Genomic DNA, 24,217 nt, shown 5'->3' with positions numbered 1-24,217 from the left:
CTCATAGGATCATTCGTGGACATGCCGATCAACATGGATATTTGATCTCTTTAGCCTTGCGTGGGGTGCGGTGAATGATCTTCAGATCCGATCGAACGGCGGACTCTGACACTCCCCGAGAGCAGCTTGCGCGGATGAGGGAGCTGTTGGGGCGCCCTCTCTTCTCGTATTACCTGCTCGCAGGCGTCAGCGCACTGCTGATGGCTTTGGGGCTGATGATGGTCCTGTCGGCGTCGAGCATCGAGGCGCTCCAGACCAGGGGGTCGGCGTTCGCCCTGTTCGGGCGGCAGCTCATCGCGATGCTCCTGGGGCTGCTGCTGATGTGGATCTGTTCGAGGCTCCCCGTCCGGTACTTCCGGCTCGCGGGCTATCCGCTGATGGTCCTGGCGGTGCTGGGGTTGGTCCTGGTGCTGTTCATCGGCCAGTCGGAGCTCGGAGCACAGCGGTGGATCTACATCGGCGAGCTGACCATCCAGCCGTCGGAGCCGGCCAAGCTCGCGTTCGCGCTGTGGGGGGCCGACCTGCTGGCGCGCCGGGCGCGCTCCGGGACGATCGAGTGGCGCCACCTGTTCATCCCGCTCATGCCCGGCGCGGTCATCCTGGCCCTGCTGGTCATGCTGGGCAGCGACCTCGGCACCACGATCGTGCTGATGATGATCTTCCTGGCCCTGCTGTGGGTGGTCGGGGCGCCGCTGCGGCTGTTCGGCGGCATCATGGCCGTCTCGGCGCTGGCGGCCGTCGTCATGATCAGCACCGAGGGGTACCGCCTGGACCGGGTCCAGGCGTGGCTGAACCCGTGGAAGTACGCCCAGAAGGAGGGCTACCAGGCCGTCCAGGGGCAGATCGCCATGGGCAGCGGCGGCTGGTTCGGGCTGGGGCTGGGCTCCAGCCGGCAGAAGTGGAGCTGGATCCCGCACGCCGAGAGCGACTTCATCTTCTCCATCATCGGTGAGGAGCTCGGCCTGATGGGCACCCTGGTGGTGGTGGCCCTCTTCGGGCTGCTGGGCTACGCCGGGCTGCGGGTGGCCGTCCGGGTGAAGGACACCTTCGTCCGGCTCGCCGCCGCCGCCATCGTGGCCTGGATCGTCGGGCAGGCGATCGTCAACATCGGCGCGGTGATCGGCGTGGTGCCCATCACCGGCATCCCGCTGCCGCTGGTCTCCTACGGCGGGTCGGCCCTGTTGCCCACGCTGGCCGCCCTCGGGATGCTGCTGAGCTTCGCCAAACAGGAGCCCGGCGCGCGTGAGGCCCTGGCCGCGCGTGGCCCGGGACCGGCGGCGCGGGGCCTAAGCTGGCTTGGCCTGGGTGGTCCGGCCCGCACACGGCGGCCGGCCAACGGAAGACGATATGTGAAGGGACCGACATGAGGGTGGTCCTCGCCGGCGGCGGGACGGCTGGTCACATCGAACCGGCGCTGGCCCTGGCCGACGCGCTGCGCCAACTCGATCCCGGCATCGGGATCACCTGCCTCGGCACCGAACGCGGCCTGGAGACGCGGCTGGTGCCGGCCCGGGGATACGAGCTGGAGCTCGTGCCCGCCGTGCCGCTGCCCCGGTCGCTCACCCCGCAGCTGCTGACCGTGCCCGGCCGCCTGGCGGGCGCGATCGGCGCCGCGGCGGGCATCATGGAGCGGGTCCGGGCCGACGTCCTCGTCGGGTTCGGCGGCTACGTCGCGACCCCCGCCTACCTCGGGGCGCGCCGCCGCGGCGTGCCGATCGTGGTGCACGAGGCCAACCCGCGGCCCGGCCTGGCCAACCGGCTGGGCGCGCGGCTGACCGACCACGTGTTCATCGGCCAGCGGGACACGCCGCTGTCCGGCGCCGAGCACATCGGGATCCCGCTCCGCCGTGGCATCACCTCGCTGGACCGGCTGTCCATGGGCGACAAGGCGCGCTCCTGGTTCGGCCTTGAGGCCGACCTGCCGACGCTGCTGGTCACCGGCGGCTCCCAGGGGGCGCGCTCGATCAACCGGGCGGCCCTGGCCGCGGCCCCGGCGCTGCGCCGCGCGGGGATCCAGGTGCTGCACATCATCGGCCCGAACAACACGCTGGAGGAGGAGCCGCCGCCCGGCGACCCCCAGTACGTCGTGCTGCAGTACGTCGACCGGATGGACCTCGCCTACGCCGCCGCCGACTTCGCGCTGTGCCGCGGCGGCGCCATCACCTGCGCCGAACTGACCGCGGTGGGCCTGCCCGCGGCGTACGTCCCGCTCCCGCACGGCAACGGCGAGCAGCGGCTCAACGCCGAGCCGATCGTGCAGGCAGGGGGCGGCCTGCTGGTCGACGACGCCGAGCTGACCGCGGAGTGGATCATCCACAACGTGCTGCCCGTGCTGTCCGACCCGGAGCGGGTGGTCGCCATGTCGGAGGCCGCCTCCCGGATGGGCAGCAAGGACGCCGACATGGCGCTGGCCCGGCGGGTGCTGCAGATCGCGCGGGGCGTGGCGTGACGGGGAGCGGGGAGTGGTGAGCGACCTTGAGCGGGGAGCGAGCCCGACGTGGGAGCGGAGTGGTCCGTGAGGGACGAGCGGCCCGCGGAGCGAGCGGGGAGTGGTGAGTGATTTTGAGCGGGGAGCGATTTTTGGGCGGGGAACGGTGAACGACCGATGAACGGGAGTCGGGGAGTGGTGAGCGGCCGATGAGCCTGGTCAAGTTGGTGGATCCGGTCGCGGCCGAAGACCTGGGGCGGGTCCACTTCATCGGGATCGGTGGTGCCGGCATGTCCGGCATCGCCCGCATCCTGCTCAAGCGCGGTGTGCGGGTCTCCGGCAGTGACTCCCGCGGCTCCGAGATGGTCAACGAGCTTCGGGGACTGGGGGCGAGGGTCCACATCGGCCACGCCGCCTCGCACGTCCAGAACGTCGACACGGTCGTGGTCTCCACCGCGATCCGCGACTCCAACCCGGAGCTGGGTGAGGCGCTGCGCCAGGGCCTGCGGGTGATCCCGCGGGCCGCCGCGCTGGCCTCGGTCATGGCGGGCCGGACCGGTGTCGCCCTGGCGGGCACCCACGGCAAGACCACCACCACGTCGATGCTGACGGTGGCGCTGCAGAAGTGCGGCGCCGACCCGTCCTACTGCGTCGGCGGGCAGCTGGTGACCACCGGGCTGGGCGCCGACGAGGGCGCCGGGGAGATCTTCGCCGCCGAGGCCGACGAGAGCGACGGCTCCTTCCTGATGCTGGCCCCGGACATCGCCGTGGTGACCAACGTGGAGCCCGACCACCTGGACAACTACGGCGACCCCCGCGCGGTCTACGACAGCTTCGCCCGCTTCGTCGAGCGGGTCGGCCGGACCATGGTGCTCTGCGCCGACGATCCGGGCTCCGCGGCTCTGGCGCCGGTGGCCCGCGCCCGCGGCCTGAAGGTCGTCACGTACGGCGAGACCGAGGACGCCGACCTGCGGGTGGGCGACATCACCCCGGACGGCCTGGGCGTCACCTTCACGGTCGGCGGCCTGGGCCGGGTCAGGCTGGCCGTACCGGGCCGGCACAACGCCCTCAACGCCGCCGCGGTCATCGCCGTCGCGGCCGAGCTGGGCGTCTCCTTCGACGACATCCGCGACGGCCTGGCCGCCTTCACCGGGGCCAAGCGCCGGTTCGAGGCCAAGGGCGAGGCCGGCGGGGTCGCGGTCTTCGACAGCTACGCCCACCACCCGACCGAGCTGGCGGCCGACCTGCGCGCGGCGCGGGACGTGGTGGCGTCCTTCTCCGGCTCCGGCAGGGTCATCGCGGTCTTCCAGCCGCACCTGTACTCCCGGACGCGGTTCTTCGCCGACGAGTTCGGCGCCGCCCTCGGCCTGGCCGACGAGGTGGTCGTCCTGGACGTCTACGGCGCGCGGGAGGACCCCGAGCCGGGCGTCTCCGGGGCCCTGGTCGCGGGCAAGGTGCCGCTCCCGGAGGAACGGGTGAGCTACGCGCCGCAGCGGGAGAGCGTCCCCGCCCTGGTGGCGGAGCGGGCCAGGGCCGGTGACATCGTGCTCACCATGGGGGCGGGCGACGTGACCGAGCTGGGCCCGCGGATCGTGGCGGAGCTGGCCACGCGGTGACCCGGGCAGGGGGGGCTGGGGAGAGCGGTGAGCGACCTTTGAGCCGGGAGCGAGCCGGACGCGGGAGCGGAGTGGTCCGTGAGGGACGAGCGGCCCGCGGAGCGAGGGAGGAGCGGTGAGCGACCTTTGAGCGGAGTCTGGCGCACGGCCTTCCTCGGCCTGCTCACCGCGGGTGTGGTGGGCAGCGTCGTGTGGCTGGTGTTCTTCTCGCCGGTCCTCGGCGTGCGGGAGATCCGGGTGACGGGCAACGCGGTCCTGCCGGTCGAGGAGATCCGGCGGGCCACGGGCGTGGCCGACGGCCGGCCGCTCGCCACCGTGGACGTGGCCGAGGTCAGGGCCAAGGTGGGTGCGATCCGCCGGGTCGAGTCGGTCTCCGTCAGCCGCGACTGGCCGGGCACGCTGGCGGTCAGGGTCGTGGAGCGCAGGCCGGCGGCGGTGGTGCCGCAGGGGGGCCGTGCCGCACTGGTGGACCGCCACGGCGTGGTGATCGAGGTCAGGGACGTCGCGCCGCCGGGCCTTCCGACGCTGCGGGTGGACCGCCCGGGGGCGGGCGATCCGGCGACCGTCGCGGCGCTGGCCGTGGTCGGGGCGCTGCCGGGGAGCCTGACCGGGCGGGTCGCGGAGGTGGCCGCGCCCTCGCCCGAGACCGTCTCGCTGCGGCTGAAGGACGGCCGCACGGTGGTGTGGGGCGGGCGCGACCGTTCCGCGGACAAGGCGCGGATCCTCGCCACGCTCCTGAGGAGCCGGGCGGACACCTACGACGTGAGTTCCCCCGAGGTCGTGACGGTGAAGTGACGTCCCCGCCGCGGGCGCCGGGAAAAGGACAGCGCGCGACACGCCGGGCGCGCTTGCGGCCCGGTTAGTTGACCCGCCCGGAGCGTAACTCCTACTGTCCGTATCACTCCTCAGGTTGACATAAATCTAAATCTCAACTTGAGGGTGAGAGTTTTGAAAGCGACGGCACGGGACCCCGTGCCGCGGGAAATTGCAAGTCAACGAGCGGAAAGGCCCCTCGTCGTGGCAGCACCGCAGAACTACCTCGCGGTCATCAAGGTTGTAGGAATCGGCGGAGGCGGAGTCAACGCCGTCAACCGGATGATCGAGGAGGGACTCAAGGGCGTCGAGTTCATCGCCATCAATACCGACGCTCAGGCGCTGCTGATGAGTGACGCCGACGTCAAGCTCGACGTGGGGCGCGAGCTCACCCGCGGCCTCGGCGCGGGCGCCAACCCCGAGGTCGGGCGCAAGGCGGCCGAGGACCACCGCGAGGAGATCGAAGAGGTCCTCAAGGGCGCCGACATGGTCTTCGTCACCGCCGGTGAGGGCGGTGGCACCGGCACCGGCGGCGCCCCCGTGGTGGCCAACATCGCGCGGTCCCTGGGCGCCCTGACCATCGGTGTGGTCACCCGGCCGTTCAGCTTCGAGGGCCGGCGCCGGGCGATGCAGGCCGAGGCGGGCATCGAGACCCTGCGCGAGGAGGTCGACACCCTCATCGTGATCCCGAACGACCGGCTGCTGTCGATCTCCGACCGGCAGGTGAGCGTGCTGGACGCCTTCAAGGCGGCCGACCAGGTGCTGCTCTCCGGTGTCCAGGGCATCACCGACCTGATCACCACGCCCGGTCTGATCAACCTGGACTTCGCCGACGTGAAGTCGGTGATGTCCGGCGCGGGCTCGGCGCTCATGGGCATCGGCCACGCGCGCGGCGACGACCGGTCGGTCGCGGCGGCGGAGATGGCCGTCTCCAGCCCGCTGCTGGAGGCCAGCATCGACGGCGCGCACGGCGTGCTGCTGTCGATCGCGGGCGGCTCCGACCTCGGCCTGTTCGAGATCAACGAGGCCGCCCAGCTCGTCTCCAACGCGGCGGCGCCGGACGCCAACATCATCTTCGGCACGGTCATCGACGACGCCCTCGGCGACGAGGTCCGCGTCACCGTGATCGCGGCCGGCTTCGACGAGCCCGTCGCGGAGGCGAAGAAAGCCGTGCCGCAGGCGGCGCGGCCGCAGCAACAGCAGCCGCCCGCCCGCCCGGCCACGGCTCCCGCGGCGGCCCCGCCGTCCCGCCCGGCCGCGCCCACGGTGAAGGCCGAGCCGCGGCCGGAGTTCCGGGCCGAGCCCCCGCCCGCGCCGGTCCGCCCGGTGACCCCGCCGCAGCCTGCCCCGGCGGCCGAGCCCCAGCCCGCGCCGGCCCCGGCGGCCCAGCAGATCCACCCGGTCCAGCCCGCCGCGCCCGTCCACGCGCCGGCCGAGCAGCCCGAGCCGCCGCGCGCCGAGGAGCCGGCGGCCTCGCCGGTGTCGATCCCGCGCCCGGCGCCCGAACCGCCCGCTCCCACGCCGATCTCCGCGCGGATCCCGGACACCGCCCGGCGGCGTCCGGTGGTCTTCGAGGAGCAGGAGGAGGAGCTCGACGTTCCCGACTTCCTGAAGTGACTTTGCTCACGGCCGGGGGGCCCGCGGGATGCCCGGCCGTGACAGGGAAGAATGGGTTCCGCCGGTTTGTCGGGTTCGAGCGGCGGAGAAGTGACGGATACAACGCGACGTGAAGAGATCGCGGCCGGTCTGGCCAGGGTCGAGGCGGACATCGCCGAGGCATGCCGGGCCGCCGGCCGCAGGCGCGAGGAGCTGACGCTCGTCGCGGTGAGCAAGACCTACCCGGCCTCCGACGTGCGGCTGCTGGCCGAGCTGGGTGTGGCCGACGTGGGGGAGAACCGCGACCAGGAGGCTTCGGCCAAGGCGCACGAGTGCGCCGACCTGGGGCTGACCTGGCACTTCATCGGCCAGCTGCAGACCAACAAGGCCCGATCGGTGGTCTCCTACGCCGACGTCGTCCACTCGGTGGACCGGCTCCGGCTGGTGTCCGCGCTGGGCCGGGAGGCGGTTCGGGCGGGCCGGGAGGTCACCTGCCTGGTGCAGGTCGCGCTGGACGGCGATCCCGGACGCGGTGGCGCGCGGCCGGAGGAGGTCCCGGAGCTCGCCGACGCGGTCGCCGGGACCGGCGGGCTGAGGCTGGGCGGGGTGATGGCGGTCGCGCCGCTGGGCGGGGACCCGTCCGGAGCCTTCGCCCGGCTGAGGGAGATCGCGGAGGCCGTACGGAAGACCCACCCGGGGGCGGACGTCATATCGGCGGGGATGAGCGGCGATATGACGGAGGCCATCGCCAACGGCGCGACACACCTGCGTGTCGGTACGGCGTTGCTCGGTCGCCGGAAGCCCTTGGTCAGGTAATGTCCCTTCAAGTGGACCTTGGCGTCCGCGTACCCGGATAGAGGTCGATCGGTGGTGAGCTCCAAGGGGGTGCGGCTACCGCCCCAGGCAAAGCGAAGTAAGGCGGAGGAAGAAGCAGCGATGGCCGGCGCGATGCGCAAGATGGCGGTCTACCTCGGTCTTGTGGAGGACGACCGCTACGACAGATACGACAGCTATTCCGACGAGGAGTACGAGGAGTTCGACGACTCGCGGCGGACGGGGGAGGAGCGTCCCGGCGCGGTCCAGGACCGCGAGGACGACGCCGATCCCGGGGTGCCCGCCCCGAGGCCCGCGACGGCTGTCATCGAGCGTCGTACGACCGATCTGGCGCGCATCACCACGCTTCATCCGCGCACCTACAACGAGGCCCGGACAATCGGGGAGCATTTCCGCGACGGCACCCCGGTCATCATGAATCTGACCGAGATGGTTGACAGCGACGCCAAGAGGCTTGTGGATTTCGCGGCAGGTCTGGTCTTTGGCCTACATGGCAGCATTGAACGTGTTACCAACAAGGTGTTCCTGTTGTCCCCAGCCAATGTCGAGGTGACCGCCGAGGACAAGGCCCGAATCGCGGAACGCGGGTTCTTCAACCAGAGCTAGAGTTCCACCATGAACAGTGACCGGCCGGACAGGTCCAGACAAGACCGGTGGCGGCGGAGCGGATCAGAGACGAGGGCGGACCTTGGGGATCGTTAGCGAGATCTTGGTCATCGTCCTCTCCCTCTATCTGGTTCTGCTGATCGGCAGAATGATCTTTGAGACGGTGCAGGCGTTCGCGCACCAGTGGCGGCCCACCGGGGTCGTGCTCGTCTTGGCGGAGGCCGTGTACACGGTCACCGACCCACCTCTCAAGTTCCTCCGCCGTTTCATTCCACCACTCCGGTTGGGTACGGTGGCCTTTGACCTAAGCTTCACAGTGCTGTTCATTGTGGTCTTGGTCTTGATCCGACTCGTGTCCGCGCTTCGTTGATCGGGTACCGTCCCTCCGGACAGACTCCAAGCGCGCCAAGGAGACCGAAATGCCGCTGACGCCCGCTGATGTGCGGAACAAGCAGTTCAGTACGACCCGGCTGAGGCCGGGGTACGACGAGGAAGAGGTTGACGCCTTCCTCGACGAGGTCGAGTCCGAGCTGGACCGCCTCATCCAGGAGAACGAGGAGCTCCGCGCCAAGCTGGCGGAGTGCCTGCGGGGCAAGGTGCCCGGCAACGTCAACATGGCCATGGCTCCCGCCCCCGTCGCCGAGCCCAAGCCCGAGATGATGATGCAGCAGCCGGAGCCGATGCGCGCTCCGGAGCCCGTCCAGCACCAGCAGCCCGTCCCCGTCGCCATGGGCATGCCGCAGGCCGAGGACAACATGGACACCGCGGCCCGGGTGCTCGCGCTGGCCCAGCAGACGGCCGACCAGGCGATCGCCGACGCCCGCCGGGAGGCGGACGAGACGGTGACCCGGGCCCGCCGCGAGGCCGACGAGATCCTCGGCAAGGCCCGCCGCCAGGCCGAGCAGGTCATCGGCGACGCCCGCGCACGGGCCGAGACGCTGGAGCGCGACGCGCAGGAGCGGCACCGGCAGGCCATGGGCTCGCTGGTGCAGAACCGCGACGAGCTGGAGCGCAAGGTCGAGGAGCTGCGCAGCTTCGAGCGGGAGTACCGCAGCCGCCTGAAGCTCTACCTGGAGAACCAGCTCGCCGAGCTGAACGTCGCGGGCGAGGGCAGCGGCGCGTTCCCGATCGTGGGCGGTCCCCCGGCCATGTCCCACGCCGTGACGCCGGGCGGTCCGCAGCCGATGCAGAACACCGCGGGTCCGTTCGGCGGCGAGCCGGCGCAGCACTCGGGCGCCTTCCAGGGCGTTGACGGTCCCCACAACGACCGGCGCTAGGGTGTCGGGTCATCCCCCTGACCCGTATCCGGGAGTTCCCCTGTGATCCTCATCAGCGCCGGTCTGGTCCTCACGGCCATCGTCCTGCTCATTGTGGGATTCGTGCTGGCCAAACCTTTTCTGGTCATGTGGTCGATCGCGATCAGCGTGCTGTCCGCGGTCTTCCTGGTGATCGGGGCGTTGTTACGCCGCCACGAACTGTTCCCCGGCGGGCGCGCCGGAGCGGCCCCTCCGCTCCAGCCCAGGGAGCCGGCGCCCACCGGCCCCGTGCCCGCGCCGCACATGCCACCGGGCCGACCGGCCACGCCGGTCCCCCACCCGATGGCGCGGCAGACGGCGACCGCCCCGGCTCGGCCTCGGCCGGGCCGGGTCGCCGCCACCGCTCCCGCCGCGAGGCGGGGCCTGCCGGACGCCGGGGCGATCGTCCTGGTGGTCCCGGGGCGCAGGCGCTACCACGTCGCGGGATGCCGGCAGCTCACCGGCCGGAACCACGAGGAGCTCACCCAGGAGGAGGCGCGGGAGGAGGGCTTCACGCCCTGCACCACGTGCCTTCCCGACCAGTCCGCGGCCCCGGTGCCCCCGGCGACCTCGGTGACCCCGGCGGCCTCCGCCGCCGTGGCCTCGCCCGCCGAGCCGGCACCCCCGGCTCCGGCGACCCGGCCCGCCGCCCAGGCGTCCGCCGCACCGGACGCGCAGGCCGGCCCGTCTTCCGGCGCCTCGGGGACGGCCGCCCCGCCGTCTCCCGCCCGGCCCCCGCGGCCCGCGCCGGAGACCTCCGACGACCCCGATGCCACGAGCTGGTTCAGCCGTGGCGCGGCCGGTCCGGCGGCCGAGCGGACGACCTCCGGGCCCGCTCCGGCCGGTGCCACGCCCGCCGAGCCCGAGGCCGCCAAGCCGAAGCCCGGCAAGCCCGAGCCCACTGAGCCCGAGGCCGCCGAGCCCGAGGCCGCGAAGCCGAGGCCCGGCAAGCCCGAGCCGGCCGAGCCGGCCGAGCCCGAGGCCGTTGAGTCCGAGGCCGCGAAGCCGGAGGCCGTCAGGTCCGGGGACGCGCCTGCCGAGGCCGGGTCCACCGCGACCGGGTCCGCGAAGGCCGCGTCCGGAAAGACCGCGATCGAGCAGCCGGAGCAGAGCGGAACCGAGGACGCCGAGCCCGAGACCGGCGAGTTCCCGGCCGTCGACCTCCGGGCGGAGGCCGGCGAGCAGGCGGCCGGCGCCCCGGCCGACGAGGAGGCCGAGCCCGTCCCGCACGACGAGGCCCCGGCCGACGAGGAGGCCGAACCGGCCCCGGACGGCTCCGCGGAGCGCGGCGGGTCCGTCCCCGGTGACCGCGAAACCGCCGGGACGCCTTCCGCCGAGAGCCGGAAGGCCACGAGCCGGCCCGCCCCCGCACGGGCGGCCGGCGACTCCGAGCCGGTGGAGCCGGCCGAGACCGCTCCCGGGCGCGCCGGGTCCCGGTCGACGGCCGACTCCACCTCGGCGGAACCCGACGCCTCGGTCAAGACCGGCGCCTCGGACGAGACCGATGCCCCGGACGAGACCGATGCCCCGGGCAAAGCCGGCGCCTCCGGCGGGACCGACGACTCCGAGGCCTCTGAGGCTTCCGGCTCCGGCGAGAGCGACTCCCCGGGACCTTCGGATCCCTCCGGAAAGTCCTCGGCCTCCTCCGGTCCCGCGGACGGCGACGACGCCGCCGTGACCGCCGACGCCTCCGGCGAAGAGGACACCGCCGACGACGACACCGCGCCCCGGGGGTTCCCCGCCGTCCGGGACGAGCCGCCCGCCGGGACGGTCAAGGTGATCGTCGGCACCCGCCGCTTCCACGACCCGTCCTGCCCCCTGGTCGGGGGAGGAGACGACGACGGCATCGAGACGATGACCGTGGCCGAGGCCGAGGAGGCCGGGCTGAGCGGCTGCACGGTCTGCCGCGCCGGCCAGGGCTGAGCCCGAACGACGCCGAAGGGCCGCCGGGAGACCCTCCCGGCGGCCCTTCGGCTTTCTCACCCGCGTCTCCTCCGGTGGTCCTCCCGCCGCTGCGGGAGGACCACCGGAAGGGCTCAGGCCGTACGGCGGAGCTGGAACGCGAGCCCGAGGTCGTCGTCGCGGTGCACGGCGGGCCCGTCGGCGCTCCCCTCGGTGAAGGAGACGGCCAGCACCTCGTCGGCCACGACCGAGCCCTGGGCCCGCAGGGTCTCGGCCAGGTCGGCGTCGTCGGCCGACCACCACACGTCGATCCGGTCGGAGATGGACAGGCCCGTCGACTTGCGGGCGTCCTGGAGCAGGCGGACGACCTCGCGGACCAGGCCGGCGCGGCGCAGCTCGTCGGTGATCGCCAGGTCGAGGGCGACCGTCTCGCCGGTCCCGGTGCCGATGGCACCCGTCTCGACCGCCCAGCCGGCCTTCGGCTGCTCGGTGACGATGACCTCGTCGGCGGTCAGCTCCACCGGGCCCAGCTCGGCGGCCTCGACCGTGACGGCCGAGCCCGCGCGGAGCGCGTGGGCGAGCCCGGTCGCGTCGGCGGAGGTGACGGCCGCGGCCACGAGCTTGGTCTGCGAGCCGAACCGCTTGCCCAGCGCCCGGAAGTTGGGCTTGACGGTGAAGGAGACCAGGTCGGCCCCGATGCCGGACAGGTCCTCCAGCGTCTGCACGTTGAGCTCGTCGGCGATCAGCTCGCGCAGCTCGGGCGACAGGGCCGCCCACCCGCGGGCGCCCACCAGCGCCCGGCCGAGCGGCTGGCGGGTCCTGACCCCGCTGGAGGCGCGGGCCGAGCGGCCCAGCTCCACCAGGCGGCGCACCAGCGCCATCTGCTCCGACAGCTCCGGGTCCAGCAGCGCGGGGTCCGCGACGGGCCAGGAGGCCAGGTGGACCGAGGCGGGGGCGTCGTCACCGCGCAGGACGTCCCAGACGTAGTCGGTGAGGAACGGCGCCACCGGCGCCATCAGCCGGGTCACGGTCTCCAGGCACTCGTAGAGCGTGGCGAACGCGGAGACGTCGCCGGACCAGAACCGGCGGCGGGAACGCCGCACGTACCAGTTGGACAGGTCGTCGAGGAACTCCGTCAGCCGCCGCCCGGCCCGGGCGGTGTCGAAGTCGTCCAGCGACGCCGTCACCTCGGCGACCGTACGGTGCAGCTCGGCCAGCGCCCAGCGGTCGATCAGCGGCCGGTCGGCGGGGGAGGGGGCTTCGGCGAGCGCCGCCGGCGTCCAGGACTCGGCGTCGGCGTACAGGGTGAAGAACGCCGCGGTGTTCCAGTAGGTCAGCAGGACCTTGCGGACGATCTCCTCCAGGGCCGCGTGGCCGACCCGGCGGGCGGCCCACGGGGAGCCGGCGCAGGCCATGTACCAGCGCAGCGCGTCGGCGCCGTGCCGGTCCATCAGCGGGATCGGCTGCAGCACGTTGCCGAGGTGCTTGCTCATCTTGCGGCCGTCCTCGGCGAGGATCAGGCCGAGGCAGAGCACGTTCTCGTAGGAGGACCGGCCGAAGACCAGCGTGCCGACCGCCATCAGCGAGTAGAACCAGCCGCGGGTCTGGTCGGTGGCCTCGCAGATGAACTGCGCCGGGTAGGCCTTCTCCAGCATCTCGGCGTTGCGCAGCGGAGCGCCCCACTGGGCGAACGGCATCGACCCGGAGTCGTACCAGGCGTCGATCACGTCCGGAACCCTGCGCGCCTCGGCCCCGCAGTCGGGGCAGGGCAGGGTGACGTCGTCGACGTAGGGGCGGTGCGGGTCGAGCGCGGACACGTCGCGGCCCGCCAGCCGGCCCAGCTCCTCCAGCGAGCCCACGCACGTGACGTGCGAGTCGTCGGCGGAGCAGACCCACAGCGGCAGCGGCGTGCCCCAGTAACGCGACCGCGACAGCGACCAGTCGACGTTGTTGCGCAGCCACTCGCCGAAGCGGCCCCACTTGATCGTCTCGGGGTACCAGCTGGTCTTCTCGTTCTCGGCGAGGAGCTGGTCCTTGATCGCGGTGGTCCGGATGTACCAGGCGGGCAGCGCGTAGTACAGCAGCGCGGTGTGGCAGCGCCAGCAGTGCGGGTAGCTGTGCTCGAAGTGGCCGCCGCGGTACAGCAGGCCGCGAGCGGCCAGGTCGGCGGTCAGGTCGTCGTCGGCGTCCTTGAAGAACCGGCCGCCGACCAGGGGGACGGTGTCGAGGAAGCGGCCGTCCGGGCCGACCGGATTGACCACCGGCAGGCCGTACCGCTTGCAGGTCGTCATGTCGTCGGCGCCGAACGCCGGGGCCTGGTGGACCAGGCCGGTGCCGTCCTCGGTCGTGACGTAGTCGCCGAGCACCACGTAGTGGGCGCCGGGGATGTCCACCAGCTCGAACGGGCGGGAGTAGGAGGTGTGCTCCAGGTCGGCGCCCAGGAAGGAGGCCAGCACCTCGGCCCCCTCGCCCAGGACGGCGGCCAGCAGCGGCTCGGCCACCACCAGCACCTCGTCGGACCCGGCGGGGCGCGCCGCGACGTAGGTGACGTCGGGGTGCACGGCCACCGCGGTGTTGGACACCAGCGTCCACGGCGTGGTGGTCCAGATCAGCAGCGAGGCGCCGAGGTCGGCCAGCGGGCCGGAGGTGGCGGGCATGCGGACGTAGACCGACGGGCTGGAGACGGTCTCGTAGCCGCCCGGCTGGCCCAGCTCGTGGTCGGACAGGCCGGTGCCGCAGCGCGGGCAGTAGGGGGTGATGCGGAAGTCGCGGAACAGCAGGCCCTTGTCGAAGACGACCTTGAGCGACCACCAGACCGACTCGACGTAGTCGGGGTCCATCGTGCGGTAGGCCTGGGACAGGTCGATCCAGTAGCCCATCCGCTCGGTCATCTCTTCGAAGGCGTCCACGTGCCGCAGCACCGACTCGCGGCACCGGGCGTTGAAGTCGGCCACGCCGTACGACTCGATGTCCTTCTTGCCGGACAGGCCGAGCTCCTTCTCCACCGCCACCTCGACGGGCAGGCCGTGGCAGTCCCAGCCGGCCTTGCGCGGCACGCTGTAGCCCTGCATCGACTTGTAGCGGGGGAAGAGGTCCTTGAAGACGCGGGCCTCGACGTGGTGGACGCCGGGCATGCCGTTCGCGGTGGGCGGGCCCTCGTAGAAGACCCACGTGGGGCCGCCGGCGTTCTGCTCGACCGAGCGCTCGAAGACCTTGCCGTCACGCCAGCGGCCGAGCACCTCGTGTTCGAGCGCGGGCAGGTCGACCTGCGCGGGAAGGGGACGGAAGCGGGCTGACATGACGGGCGGGACCTCCACGCTGGTGCTGGCAGTGGCGTGGAGGGACGAGACCTCGCGGCCCCGCGGTACCACCCTCCTTGGCCCCTCGCCGCCGGGGAACGGCGGAGGGAGGCCCTCTTCCTTCGGGTCGCTGCCGGTTCTACTGAGCCCGTCGCGGGCCGTTCCTCCGGCGGCTCGGGGGTGATTTCCGTCCGGGTTCTCGCCCCGGGCTCACACCGTCCCCGGGTCGCTCGCGCGAGGGAGGCCCGGACGTACTCGTCCCCGTCAACGCCTTTGCGAACTCCCACGATAACGCACCCGCCCGCCGGAAGCTTCCCGTATATCGTCCGCGTGCGCGGGAGGGAGAGCACGGGGCCGGATGGTACGGGAGTGGTAAACATGTGGGCGGGTCGTTTGCCGTTCTGTTATCGCGGACCTAAGCTGCCCGCACCGTTTACCGCATCGGGTTACGGTCCGATCGAACGAGGAGGCCGGCATGGCCGCGACTGTGCGCGCAGACGAGAGCGCCGCGGGGCCGTCGCAGGACGGTTCCGCCACCTGGTCGGCCGAGGAACTGGCGGAGGTCCGCGAGCGCCTGGCCGGGGAGATCGAAGAGCTCACCAAGGAGATCGTCAAGGCGGAGAGCGAGATCGCCGCCCGCGACGTGACCGACGGAGCGGGGGACGACCAGGCGGACGCCGGGGCGCGGACGTATGAACGAGAACGTGAGATCGCCCTTACCCTGAATTCACGCGACCTGGTCGCGCAGAATGAGCGGGCGATCGCCCGGATCGACGCGGGTACCTACGGAGTGTGCGAATCGTGCCACAAGCAGATCGGCAAGGAACGTCTGCTGGCGTTCCCGAGGGCGACGCTGTGCGTGGCCTGCAAGCAGCGGGAGGAGCGCCGCTGACCGGCGGCCCGGCGGAGGGGGCGGTGACGGCCGCCCCGCCGGGCAGGCGGAGGATCGCCGTCCTCGCCACGATCGTCCCGATCGTCTACGGCCTGGACCTGCTCACCAAGACGGTCGTGCTGAGGACGCTGGAGGGCCGCGATCCCCTCGTCCTCATCCCCGGCCTCCTCCAGTTCCGGGTGATCTTCAACTCGGGGGCCGCGTTCAGCATCGGCACCGGCATGACGATCGTCTTCACGTTCGTCGCCGCCGCCGTGGTGGTCGCCATCCTGCGGACCGCGCGGCACCTGCGCAGCCTGCCGTGGGCCGTCACGCTCGCGCTGATGCTCGGCGGGGCGCTCGGCAACCTGACCGACCGGCTCCTGCGCTGGCCCTCGGGCTTCGGCCGGCCCTCGCCGTTCCAGGGGCACGTGGTCGACTTCATCGAGACCTTCCCCGGCCACTTCCCGGTCTTCAACGTCGCCGACTCGGCGATCGTCTGCGGTGGGATCCTGGCCGTCTTCCTCGCCTGGAGGGGCTACCAGATCGACGGCACCCGCGACACCGGAAGAGCAGAGAAGTGATGGCTGAACAGCGGAGTCTCCCCGTTCCCGACGGCCTGGAGGGCGAGCGCCTCGACGCGGCGCTGTCCCGGCTGTTCGGGTTGTCCCGCACCCGCGCGGCGGAGCTGGTCGCCGCCGGGGACGTGCTGGTGGACGGCTCGCCCGCGGCCAAGTCCGACCGGGTCCACGCGGGCGCGTGGCTGGACGTCATGCTGCCGCCCCCGCCCACCACGCCGATGCCGGTCGCCGAGCCGGTCCCCGGCATGACGATCGTCTACGAGGACGACGACATCGTCGTCGTCAACAAACCGGTCGGCGTGGCCGCCCACCCCACCGTCGGCTGGACCGGGCCCACCGTGATCGGCGGCCTGCTCGGCACCGGACACCGGGTGGCGACCAGCGGCGCCGCCGAGCGGCAGGGCATCGTGCACCGCCTCGACGCCAACACCACCGGTGCCATGGTCGTGGCCAAGAGCGAGATCGCCTACTCCCGCCTGAAGCGGGCCTTCAAGGAACGCACCGTCGACAAGCGCTACCACGCGCTGGTCCAGGGCCACCCCGACCCGCTGCGCGGCACGGTGGACGCGCCCATCGACCGTCACCCGGTCGGCGACGGCCGGTTCGCGGTCGTGGCGGGCGGCAAGGACTCGGTCACCCACTACGACACGATCGAGGCGTTCCGCGCCGCGTCGCTGCTGGACATCAAGCTGGAGACGGGCCGGACCCACCAGATCCGGGTCCACATGTCGGCGCTGCGCCACCCCTGCGTCGGCGACATGCTGTACGGCGCCGACCCCAAGCTGGCCGCGCGGCTGGGCGTGACCCGGCAGTGGCTGCACGCGGTCTCGCTGGCCTTCGAGCACCCGGTGACGGGGGAGTGGATGACGTTCACGACCGACTACCCCGAGGACCTGGCGCGCGCGCTGGAGCTCGTCGGCGCGGACTTCTGACGGTCTTCCGGGGCCCGCGCCGAAAGGACCGGTCCGCGGGCTCACCGTGACCGGTCTCCGGGGCCTGCCCGGCGGACCCTCGTCGTGGTGACGATCCGCCGGACGGGTCCCGGAGACCGGCCGGGCCGTCCGCCCCCGGGGCGGTCTCCCGGTCCCGGGTCACCCGGCGCCCCTACCGCCCGCCAGGACCGTGACCTTTTCCGTGCCGGCCTCCGGCGCCTTTCCCCCCGTGGCGTTCGGTTCGCTGTACGGATCGACCGAGTCCCCGCCCTGGTTCTCCCCCTGATTTCGCGTGTCCTCCTCCGCCGGTCCCCTGCCGGACTCCTGGCTGTCGTCCTTGCCGGAGTCCTCCGGTGCTTTTCCCTGGTCCTTCGGCTTCTCCGGCTTCTCACCGGAGTTCTTCTCCGGCTTCTTCCCCGCCTCCTTCTCCGCCCCCTTCCCGGGGTCATTCGACGGCTTGTCGTCCGGCTTCGGGGCCGGGGCGTCCTCGGCCCCGCCCGCGCCGTCCCGCCGGGCGTCGCCGCCCTGCCGGGGCCCCGTCGGAGGCGATGTGGCGGAGCGCCCGGTCCCGCCGTCGTCGCGGACGCCGGTGCGGGTGCCGGTCGGCTCCTTCGTGGCGGGGGCCTCGGACGGCTTGGCCTTCTCCGGGGTCTTCTCCGGGGTCTTCTTCTTGACGGGGACGCTCGCCGGGACGGTCTGCCGTATGGTCGCGGATCCGGGGTCGGTGACGTTCACCCAGGCGAAGGCGCCGGAGGCCAGGGTCGCGGCGAGCGCCGCGGCCACCAGGGCGCCACCCGGCAGCCGCCGCCGTGGCGGGCCGCCCGGGGCGTACCCGGGGGGCCGGCCGGGGGACTCCGGCGGCGGCGTGGCCTCCGCTCCCGCCGCCGCGGCCGCCGCGCCGGGCAGGGCGCCGGACGCGGCCCGGGGCCGCGGGACCGCGCCCGCCGTGAGCGCGACGGGCGCGGTGGGCTGCGGCTCGGCCCCGCTCACGATCGCCTGCAGGTGGATCTGGAGCTCCTCGGCGGTCATGCGCCGCGCCGGGTCCTTGCCGAGCAGGCCGAAGATCGCCGGCGCCAGCGGCCCGGCGGACCGCAGCGGCGGCGGGTCCTGGTGCATGACGGCGCTGAGCGTCGCCAGCGGATGCGCCCGCTCGAAGGGGGAGCGGCCCTCGACGGCCATGTACATGGTCACGCCGAGCGACCACAGGTCGGAGGCGAACTCCGCCGGTCCCCCGCCGGCCCGCTCGGGCGCGATGAACGCCGGGGTGCCGATGAGCGCCCCGGTCCGGGTGACCGACGAGTCGCCCTCCAGCATCGCGATGCCGAAGTCCGTCAGTACGGCCCGGCCGTTCCTCGCGATCAGGACGTTGTCGGGTTTGACGTCGCGGTGCAGCACGCCCACCCGGTGGGCGGCGACCAGCGCCCCGAGCACGTCGAGCGCGATCTCCGCCACCCGCCTGGGCGGCAGCGGGCCGTCCTCGCGGACCACGGCCCCCAGTGTCCTGGAGTCCACGAGCTGCATGACGATCCAGGGACGGTCGCTCTCCTCGATGACGTCGTAGACCGTCGCGACGCCCGGGTGGCCGATGCGTCCGGCGGCGCGGGCCTCCCTCAGCGTCCGTAAGGTGAAGATCTCACGCTCCAGGCTGGAGAGGTCGGGGGAGGGGATGACCTCCTTGACCGCGACGTCCCGGCCGAGCACCTCGTCACGTGCCCGCCAGACCGTGCCCATGCCTCCCCGGCCGATCTGCTCCAGCAGCCGGTATCGGGAGCCGATGATCACCTGAGAATCGGTCATGGGGTGCCGAATACCCAGGATTTACCATCGCATTCCCGAAACCCCGGAGCGGGATCCGTCCTCAGGCGAGCAGGTGGCGCAGCACGGCCGTGACGACCGCGGCGGCGGCCAGGACGACCAGGAAGGGCGCGCGCAGCAGCAGGGCGACGACGGCCGCGCCGAGCCCGGCGGTGCGCGGCAGGTCGAAGTGGAGCGCCCGGCCCTGGGCGAAGGTCTGCACCGCGACCAGCGCGGCCAGCAGCGCGACCGGAACCAGCGCCGCGAACCGCTGCACCCGGGGATGGTCGAGCACCCGGCGCGGGGCCGACAGCCCGGCGAGCTTGAGCACGTAGCACCCGGCGCAGGTCGCCACGACGGCCCACCAGAGGCCCGTGCCGCTCACGCGGGCCTCCTCAGCACCACGGCGAGCACGGCCGCCGCGGCGATCAGCACGGGCACGCCCGGCGGGGTGAACGGCGTGGTGGCCAGCGCCGCCGCCGCGCCGCCGCCCGCGATCAGCCGCAGCGTGCGGACGTCGGGCCCGCCCCCGGTGAGCCGGGGCCACAGGATGGCGAGGAAGGTCGCGGGGCCCACGGCGTCCAGGCCGAGCACGTCCGGGTCGGCCAGGCGGGAGACCCCGGCCGCGCCGAGCAGCGTGGTGGCGTTCCACGTCAGGTAGAGGGTGGCGAACGTGACGAAGAACCCGGTCCTGGCCGCCCTCGCGTCGGGCTGGGCCAGGGACACGGCCGTCGTCTCGTCGATCACGCCGTGTGCGACCGGCAGCCGCCGCCAGCCCCGTACGCCCAGGAGATCCGCCATGCGCAGGCCGTACAGGCCGTTGCGGGCGCCGAGCAGCAGCGCGCCCGCGGTGCCCGCGACGAGGCTGCCGCCGCCCGCGACCACCCCGACCAGGGCGAACTGCGAGGCCCCGGTGAAGGCGAACACACTCAGCGCGCACGCCTGCGCGACGGTCAGTCCGGCGGTCGCCGCAGCGGCGCCGAACGCCAGCCCGGCCAGTCCCACGGCGATCCCCACCCCGAGGCCGTCACGGACCGCCGAGGACCGAGTGGTTTCATCCATGTCATCGAGGTTATGTGCCGTCATAAATGGTCATTTCAGCATTCCAGGTGGTGAGACGGGGTGCCGCCGCGTCCGGGCACGCGGCGCCCCGCCCCCGGGTCCCGGTCAGGGCCGGAAGCCCCGGACGATGTTGTCGAAGAGGGCCCGGTTCCAGTCGGACTCGGGGCTCTCCACGTAGATCGCGTACGGGCGGCCGGTGGCCGTGTGGAACCCCCGGTCGAGGACGTGCATGCGGACCCCGCCCTTGAGGTAGGTGAACTCCCAGTCGGCGGCGCTCCGGGAGAGGTACGTCCGCGCGCTGATGCCGATGCGGCGGTAGCCGGGCCACAGCTGCCTGGCCCGCCCGCTCCGCTCGACCTTCAGCCAGTGCCGGACCGGATCCTTCTCCGGGTCCTCGGTCGACTCGATCCACAGGAACGTCTTCGACCCCGGGGCCCGGAACTCCACGCGGTCCCGGTCGGGGAACCGCCGGGCGGTCCAGCCGCGCGGCACGTCGACCGTGAAGCCCAGCCGGTCGCGGTAGGTCCGCCAGCCCCTGGGCGTCGTCCGGCCCGTGCCCGCCGACGGAGAGGCGGTCGGGCGGGGCGTCCCGGAGGGCCGGGGGGAGGTGGTCGCCTCGCCGGACGGGGCGGACGTCTCCTTGACCGTCCCGGTCGCGGGCCGCCAGTCCTGGAACACCAGCCAGCCGCCGACACCGAGCAGCACGGCGAGCGCGGCGGAACCGGCCACCAGCGCGGCCTGCGCCACCGGGAAGCGCCGGTCCCCGGGCGCGTCGTCCCCGGCGGCCCGCCCGCGGTCCGGCCGCCCGTCCGGGTACGGCGAGGCGTCCGGGTGCGCTCCGTGCCCGGCCTGCGTCGGAGCGCTCCGGTAACCGGGCCGCTCCGGGTCGCCGCCGTGCGCCGGGCCGCCAGGGTACGGCGGCGCCTCCCGGTGCGCCGCGACCTCCCGGTACGGCGTCCCGGGCTGCGGCGGGCCGGGGTGAGCGGGGCTCTCCGCGTGCGGCGAGGCCCCATGAGGGCTCCCCACGTGCGGCGCGGCTCCGTGCGGGTCCCCTCCGTAGGGCGCGGCTCCGTGCGGGCTCCCCGTGTACGGCGCGGCGCCGTGCGGGCCGACGTGGCGCGGCGCCTCCGGATACGCCGCCGGGGCGCCGCCGTGCCCACCCGGGTGCGGCGGCCCGTTCCGCTCCTGGCCGCCGCCGTACGGCGGGAGGCCCCCGTACGGCGCCTCGTCCCGGTACGCCGGCGCGCCGGGGTGACCCGGCAGTCCCCGGTGCCCGTGACCCTCGTGGAGGGCCCGCGGGGCCTCCGGGAACGTGTGCCCCGGGACGGCGGCGGGGCCGTCGGGGAAGGCGTGCCGCCCCGGCTGGAGGTCGTGCCGCGCCCCCTCGTCCCGCGGTTCGTACCGCGGGTGGGACCCCTGCGGCGCGGTCTCGGCGGGACGGGACCGCTCCCCGGAGCGGGCCGCCCGGGAGCCGCGGCCCGAGGGCCTCGTCGGCGGCCCGGCGGGCCCGGCGGGCCCGGCGGGCTCCCCGGCGCCCGCCGCCGGGAGAACGCCCGCCTCGCTTCCGGTGGGCGCCGCGGAGGACGCCCGGGTGAGCAGCGCCATGGCCTGATCGGCCGGCATCCGCTCCGCGGGCTCCCTGGCCATCAGCCCCAGGATCGCGGTGGCGAGCGGCCCTGCGTGCGACAGGGGCGCGGGTTCGCCGTGCAGGACGGCCATCATGGTCGCCGCGGCCGTGGCGCGCTCGAACGGCGGGCGGCCCTCCACGGCCGCGTACAGCGTCGCCCCGAGGGACCACAGGTCCGACGCGGGGGTGGCGGGCAGCCCGTGGAGCCGCTCGGGCGGCAGGAACGCCGGGGTGCCGACGACCCCGCCGGTCCGGGTGATCCCCGTCTCCTGCGCCATCGAGGCGATGCCGAAGTCGGTGAGCACCACGCGGCCGTCGTCGGCCAGCAGCACGTTCTCGGGCTTGACGTCGCGGTGCAGCACCCCGGCGGTGTGCGCCGCGAGCAGCGCGCCCAGCACCTGCGTCCCCACGGCCGCCACCCGTCCGGGCGGCAGCGGCCCCCCGGCGCGGACGACCTGTCCCAGTGACCGCGACCGGACCAGCTGCATGATGATCCAGGGACGGCCGTCCTCCTCCACCACGTCGTGAATGATGATCACAGACGGGTGGTCGAGCCGCCCGGCGCTCCTGGCCTCGCGGATGGTCCGCCGGTTCAGGTCCGCCCGGGCGGCGCCGTCGACGTCGCGGTAGCGGACCTCCTTGATCGCCACGATCCGGTCGAGGAGCTCGTCGTGGGCGCGCCACACGACGCCCATGCCGCCCTCGCCAATGGGTTCGATCAGGTGGTACCGGCCCGCCACCTTCCGTTCGGTCATTGTCGCCGCCCCTCCCAAACCCAGGCATCGTAGCCCGTCGGGGCGAATCTCACTTTTTCGAGGAGAAGGACTCGGTGAACCCCTTGAAGTAGTGCATGTTCTCGTCCCACTTCGACGCGAGGGTGTGCCAGTAGATCGCGTACCCCCGGCCGCCCTTGGTGACGAACCCCCGGTTGAGGACCCGGGCCTTGCCCGAGCTCGTGTTCCAGGTGAACTCCCAGTCGGCGGCCTTCTCCATGTAGTCGACGTTCTCGATGCGGACCCGCTTGTAGCCGGGGAACCTGCCGCGGCTGTAGGACTCCTGGTTCTCCCAGTCCTTCTTGGGGTCGGGCCCGGCCTTGTCGACGTACTCGACGAACACGAAGCTCGTCCGGTCGGGGCTGCGGAACCACACCTGCTTGCCGACCCGCTTGTCCTCGTGCCAGCCCTTGGGCAACCCGATGGAGAAGCCGTTGGAGTCCTTGTGCATGCGCCAGCCCGCGGGCAGCGCGGGCTCGTCCTTCTTCTTCTCCTCCTCGTCGTCCTCTCCGCCGGTCTCCGAGGCCGAGGGGGACGGGGAGGGGTCGGCGCTCGGGCTCTCGCCGGCGCCCGGGGACTCGGAGGACGTGGGGCCGGAGGTGGCCTGCCCGGACGCCCCGGAGGTCTTCGAGGTGCCGGCGGGCTCGGCCGACCGGCCGGCCCGCGAGGCCGGGGAGTCGCCGTCGTTCTCGGCGCTTCGCATCCCGAGCCACGCCGCGAGCGCCCCGACCAGCAGGATCGCCGGGACGATCAGCAGGGCCCACCGCAGCGCGGACCCGGATCCCCCGCCGCCCCCGGGCGAGGTGGGCAGCATGTCGGGCGCCGCGGACGGCGGCACGGTGGGTGGCGCGGACGACGCCGCGGACGACACGGTCGGCGGCGCGGACGGCCGGGACCGCGCGGGCTCCCGGCGCGCCGGGGGGACGACGGGCTCCGGCCTGGGCGCCGGAACGGCCTCGCGCGGCTCGGGCTCCCGCTCCGGCCGGGCGGCGGGCGCGGGGTCCGGCCCGGCGCGCCGCACCGGCGGGACGGGTTCGCGTCCCGCCTTGGCCGACGGCGCGCGGCCGGTCGGGGCCGGGGTCGCGGGCGGCGCCGGCGCCGGGACGGACGGGACGTCCTCCTCCGCCGCCGGCGCGGTCGTGCCGAGCCTGGCCCCGGTGGACGGCGGGCCGCCCGCCTCCAGGCGGATCTGCGGGTCGGTCGCCGCGGCCGCCGCGTCGTCGGGGGACTCCGGCGCCTCCCGTGCCTCGCGTGGATCCGGGGCGTCCGGCGCCTCGGCGACCGGCATGACGGCCGTCCTCGCGGGCTCCCGGGACCCCCCGGCCGGCGCGCTCCGCCGACCGCCCTCGGCGACCTCGCGCAGCATCCGCTCCGCCTCGTCGTACGACAGGCGCCGCGCCGGGTCCTTGCGGAGCAGCCCCTCCAGGACCGGGGCCAGCCGCCCCGCGCGCGCCGGGGGGTCGGGCTCGTCGTTCAGCACGGCGTGCATGGTCGGCAGCGCCCCGCCGCGGTCGTGCGGGGCCCGGCCCTCCACGGCCGCGTACAGCGTCGCCCCGAGGGACCACAGGTCGGACTCGCGCTGGGCGCTGCCGCCCTTGATCCGCTCCGGCGCGATGAACGCGGGCGTGCCCGCGATGCCGGTCATGGTCAGCGCGGTCTCCGCCTCCAGCGTCGCGATGCCGAAGTCGGTGAGGACCACGCGGCCGTCGTCGGCCAGCAGCACGTTCTCGGGCTTGACGTCGCGGTGCAGCACGCCCTGGGCGTGCGCGGCGCGCAGCGCGTCGAGAACCTGGAGCCCTATCTCCGCGACCCGCTCGGGCGGCAGCGGGCCGTCCTGCCGCAGCACCTTGCCGAGGGCGCGGGACTCCACCAGCTGCATGACGATCCAGGGCCGGCCGTCCTCCTCGACGACGTCGTGGACGACCACCACGTTGGGGTGCGTCAGCCGCCCGGCGGCGCGGGCCTCGCGCTTGGTCCGCCGGTTGAAGTTCTCCTGGTTGTCCTCGCCGAGCGTGTCGGCGTAGCGGACCTCCTTGACCGCGACCTCGCGGTCGAGCAGCTCGTCGTGGGCCCGCCAGACGATGCCCATGCCACCCCGGCCGATGGGTTCGAGCAGGTGGTAGCGGGAGGCAACGCGACGTCCCTCAGGTTGTGCTTCGGCCATCAACCGCACCTACCCCTTTCTAAG

Annotated in this window: 19 protein-coding genes; 13 read left to right on the top strand and 6 right to left on the bottom strand. The window is 73.6% G+C overall.

Annotated elements, in window-relative coordinates; all coding sequences use genetic code 11:
- Positions 1–134: 134 nt before the first annotated feature.
- The 10 genes from ftsW to IEZ10_RS00585 all read left to right on the top strand — a co-directional run bounded on the left by ftsW (position 135) and on the right by IEZ10_RS00585 (position 11,111).
- Complete coding sequence (gene ftsW, locus IEZ10_RS00630; protein WP_229810807.1) at positions 135–1,367, top strand: putative lipid II flippase FtsW; 1,233 nt, start codon at positions 135–137, stop codon at positions 1,365–1,367.
- Positions 1,364–2,449, top strand: coding sequence for a UDP-N-acetylglucosamine--N-acetylmuramyl-(pentapeptide) pyrophosphoryl-undecaprenol N-acetylglucosamine transferase (locus IEZ10_RS00625; RefSeq protein ID WP_189244470.1), 1,086 nt, complete (start codon positions 1,364–1,366; stop codon positions 2,447–2,449). The genes ftsW and IEZ10_RS00625 overlap by 4 nt, the downstream gene beginning before the upstream one ends.
- Before the next feature lie 188 nt (positions 2,450–2,637).
- Complete coding sequence (murC, locus tag IEZ10_RS00620) at positions 2,638–4,044, top strand: UDP-N-acetylmuramate--L-alanine ligase (protein WP_189244469.1); 1,407 nt, start codon at positions 2,638–2,640, stop codon at positions 4,042–4,044.
- Between the two features lie 126 nt (positions 4,045–4,170).
- On the top strand, positions 4,171–4,839 hold the full coding sequence (locus IEZ10_RS00615; protein WP_189244468.1) for a cell division protein FtsQ/DivIB: 669 nt from the start codon (positions 4,171–4,173) through the stop codon (positions 4,837–4,839).
- 222 nt (positions 4,840–5,061) lie between these two features.
- Positions 5,062–6,474 (top strand): cell division protein FtsZ, encoded by a 1,413-nt coding sequence (gene ftsZ, locus IEZ10_RS00610; RefSeq protein WP_189244467.1) that lies wholly within the window; start codon positions 5,062–5,064, stop codon positions 6,472–6,474.
- A 51-nt stretch (positions 6,475–6,525) separates the two neighbouring features.
- Positions 6,526–7,269 carry a YggS family pyridoxal phosphate-dependent enzyme gene (locus IEZ10_RS00605; protein WP_373287362.1) on the top strand — a complete coding sequence of 248 codons (744 nt, stop codon included), beginning with the start codon at positions 6,526–6,528 and terminating at the stop codon, positions 7,267–7,269.
- A 120-nt stretch (positions 7,270–7,389) separates the two neighbouring features.
- Positions 7,390–7,893 (top strand): cell division protein SepF, encoded by a 504-nt coding sequence (locus IEZ10_RS00600; protein WP_189244465.1) that lies wholly within the window; start codon positions 7,390–7,392, stop codon positions 7,891–7,893.
- An 82-nt stretch (positions 7,894–7,975) separates the two neighbouring features.
- Complete coding sequence (locus tag IEZ10_RS00595; RefSeq protein ID WP_189245024.1) at positions 7,976–8,263, top strand: YggT family protein; 288 nt, start codon at positions 7,976–7,978, stop codon at positions 8,261–8,263.
- Between the two features lie 49 nt (positions 8,264–8,312).
- Positions 8,313–9,170, top strand: a complete 858-nt coding sequence (locus IEZ10_RS00590; RefSeq protein ID WP_189244464.1) for a DivIVA domain-containing protein — start codon at positions 8,313–8,315, stop codon at positions 9,168–9,170.
- A gap of 42 nt (positions 9,171–9,212) precedes the next feature.
- Positions 9,213–11,111, top strand: a complete 1,899-nt coding sequence (locus IEZ10_RS00585) for a hypothetical protein (RefSeq protein WP_189244463.1) — start codon at positions 9,213–9,215, stop codon at positions 11,109–11,111.
- A gap of 113 nt (positions 11,112–11,224) precedes the next feature.
- On the opposite strand, the gene ileS is transcribed toward IEZ10_RS00585, so the two are convergent.
- Positions 11,225–14,389 (bottom strand): isoleucine--tRNA ligase, encoded by a 3,165-nt coding sequence (gene ileS, locus IEZ10_RS00580; RefSeq protein WP_189244462.1) that lies wholly within the window; start codon positions 14,387–14,389, stop codon positions 11,225–11,227.
- Positions 14,390–14,876: 487 nt separating this feature from the next.
- Here ileS and IEZ10_RS00575 point away from each other — a divergent pair, with 487 nt between their 5' ends.
- Genes IEZ10_RS00575 through IEZ10_RS00565 form a run of 3 tightly spaced genes read left to right on the top strand, consistent with a single transcriptional unit; the run spans position 14,877 to position 16,773 of the window.
- Complete coding sequence (locus IEZ10_RS00575; protein WP_229810913.1) at positions 14,877–15,281, top strand: TraR/DksA family transcriptional regulator; 405 nt, start codon at positions 14,877–14,879, stop codon at positions 15,279–15,281.
- 23 nt (positions 15,282–15,304) lie between these two features.
- A complete protein-coding gene (lspA, locus tag IEZ10_RS00570) occupies positions 15,305–15,844 on the top strand; it encodes a signal peptidase II (protein ID WP_229810806.1) in 540 nt (179 codons plus the stop codon).
- The gene (locus tag IEZ10_RS00565) at positions 15,844–16,773 is read left to right on the top strand and encodes an RluA family pseudouridine synthase (RefSeq protein WP_189244461.1); all 930 of its coding nucleotides are present in this window, start codon (positions 15,844–15,846) and stop codon (positions 16,771–16,773) included. Before lspA ends, IEZ10_RS00565 begins: the two co-directional genes overlap by 1 nt.
- Positions 16,774–16,932: 159 nt before the next feature.
- Here the strand turns inward: IEZ10_RS00565 and IEZ10_RS00560 are convergent, their stop codons facing one another.
- The 5 genes from IEZ10_RS00560 to IEZ10_RS00540 form a co-directional block, all read right to left on the bottom strand.
- Positions 16,933–18,570 (bottom strand): serine/threonine-protein kinase, encoded by a 1,638-nt coding sequence (locus IEZ10_RS00560; RefSeq protein ID WP_189244460.1) that lies wholly within the window; start codon positions 18,568–18,570, stop codon positions 16,933–16,935.
- A gap of 61 nt (positions 18,571–18,631) precedes the next feature.
- Positions 18,632–18,952 (bottom strand): AzlD domain-containing protein, encoded by a 321-nt coding sequence (locus IEZ10_RS00555; protein WP_189244459.1) that lies wholly within the window; start codon positions 18,950–18,952, stop codon positions 18,632–18,634.
- Entirely contained in the window at positions 18,949–19,629 is a 681-nt protein-coding gene (locus IEZ10_RS00550) for an AzlC family ABC transporter permease (protein ID WP_189244458.1), read from the bottom strand. Before IEZ10_RS00550 ends, IEZ10_RS00555 begins: the two co-directional genes overlap by 4 nt.
- A 105-nt stretch (positions 19,630–19,734) precedes the next feature.
- Positions 19,735–22,011, bottom strand: a complete 2,277-nt coding sequence (locus IEZ10_RS00545; RefSeq protein WP_189244457.1) for a serine/threonine-protein kinase — start codon at positions 22,009–22,011, stop codon at positions 19,735–19,737.
- A 49-nt stretch (positions 22,012–22,060) separates the two neighbouring features.
- Positions 22,061–24,193 carry a serine/threonine-protein kinase gene (locus IEZ10_RS00540; RefSeq protein ID WP_189244456.1) on the bottom strand — a complete coding sequence of 711 codons (2,133 nt, stop codon included), beginning with the start codon at positions 24,191–24,193 and terminating at the stop codon, positions 22,061–22,063.
- Between the last annotated feature and the right edge of the window lie 24 nt (positions 24,194–24,217).

Origin of the sequence: Streptosporangium pseudovulgare (assembly GCF_014648055.1) — a bacterium.
GTDB classification, from domain to species: Bacteria; Actinomycetota; Actinomycetes; order Streptosporangiales; family Streptosporangiaceae; genus Streptosporangium; species Streptosporangium pseudovulgare.
Note: the sequence above shows the minus strand (reverse complement) of the source record. Positions and strands in the feature narration are given on the sequence as shown.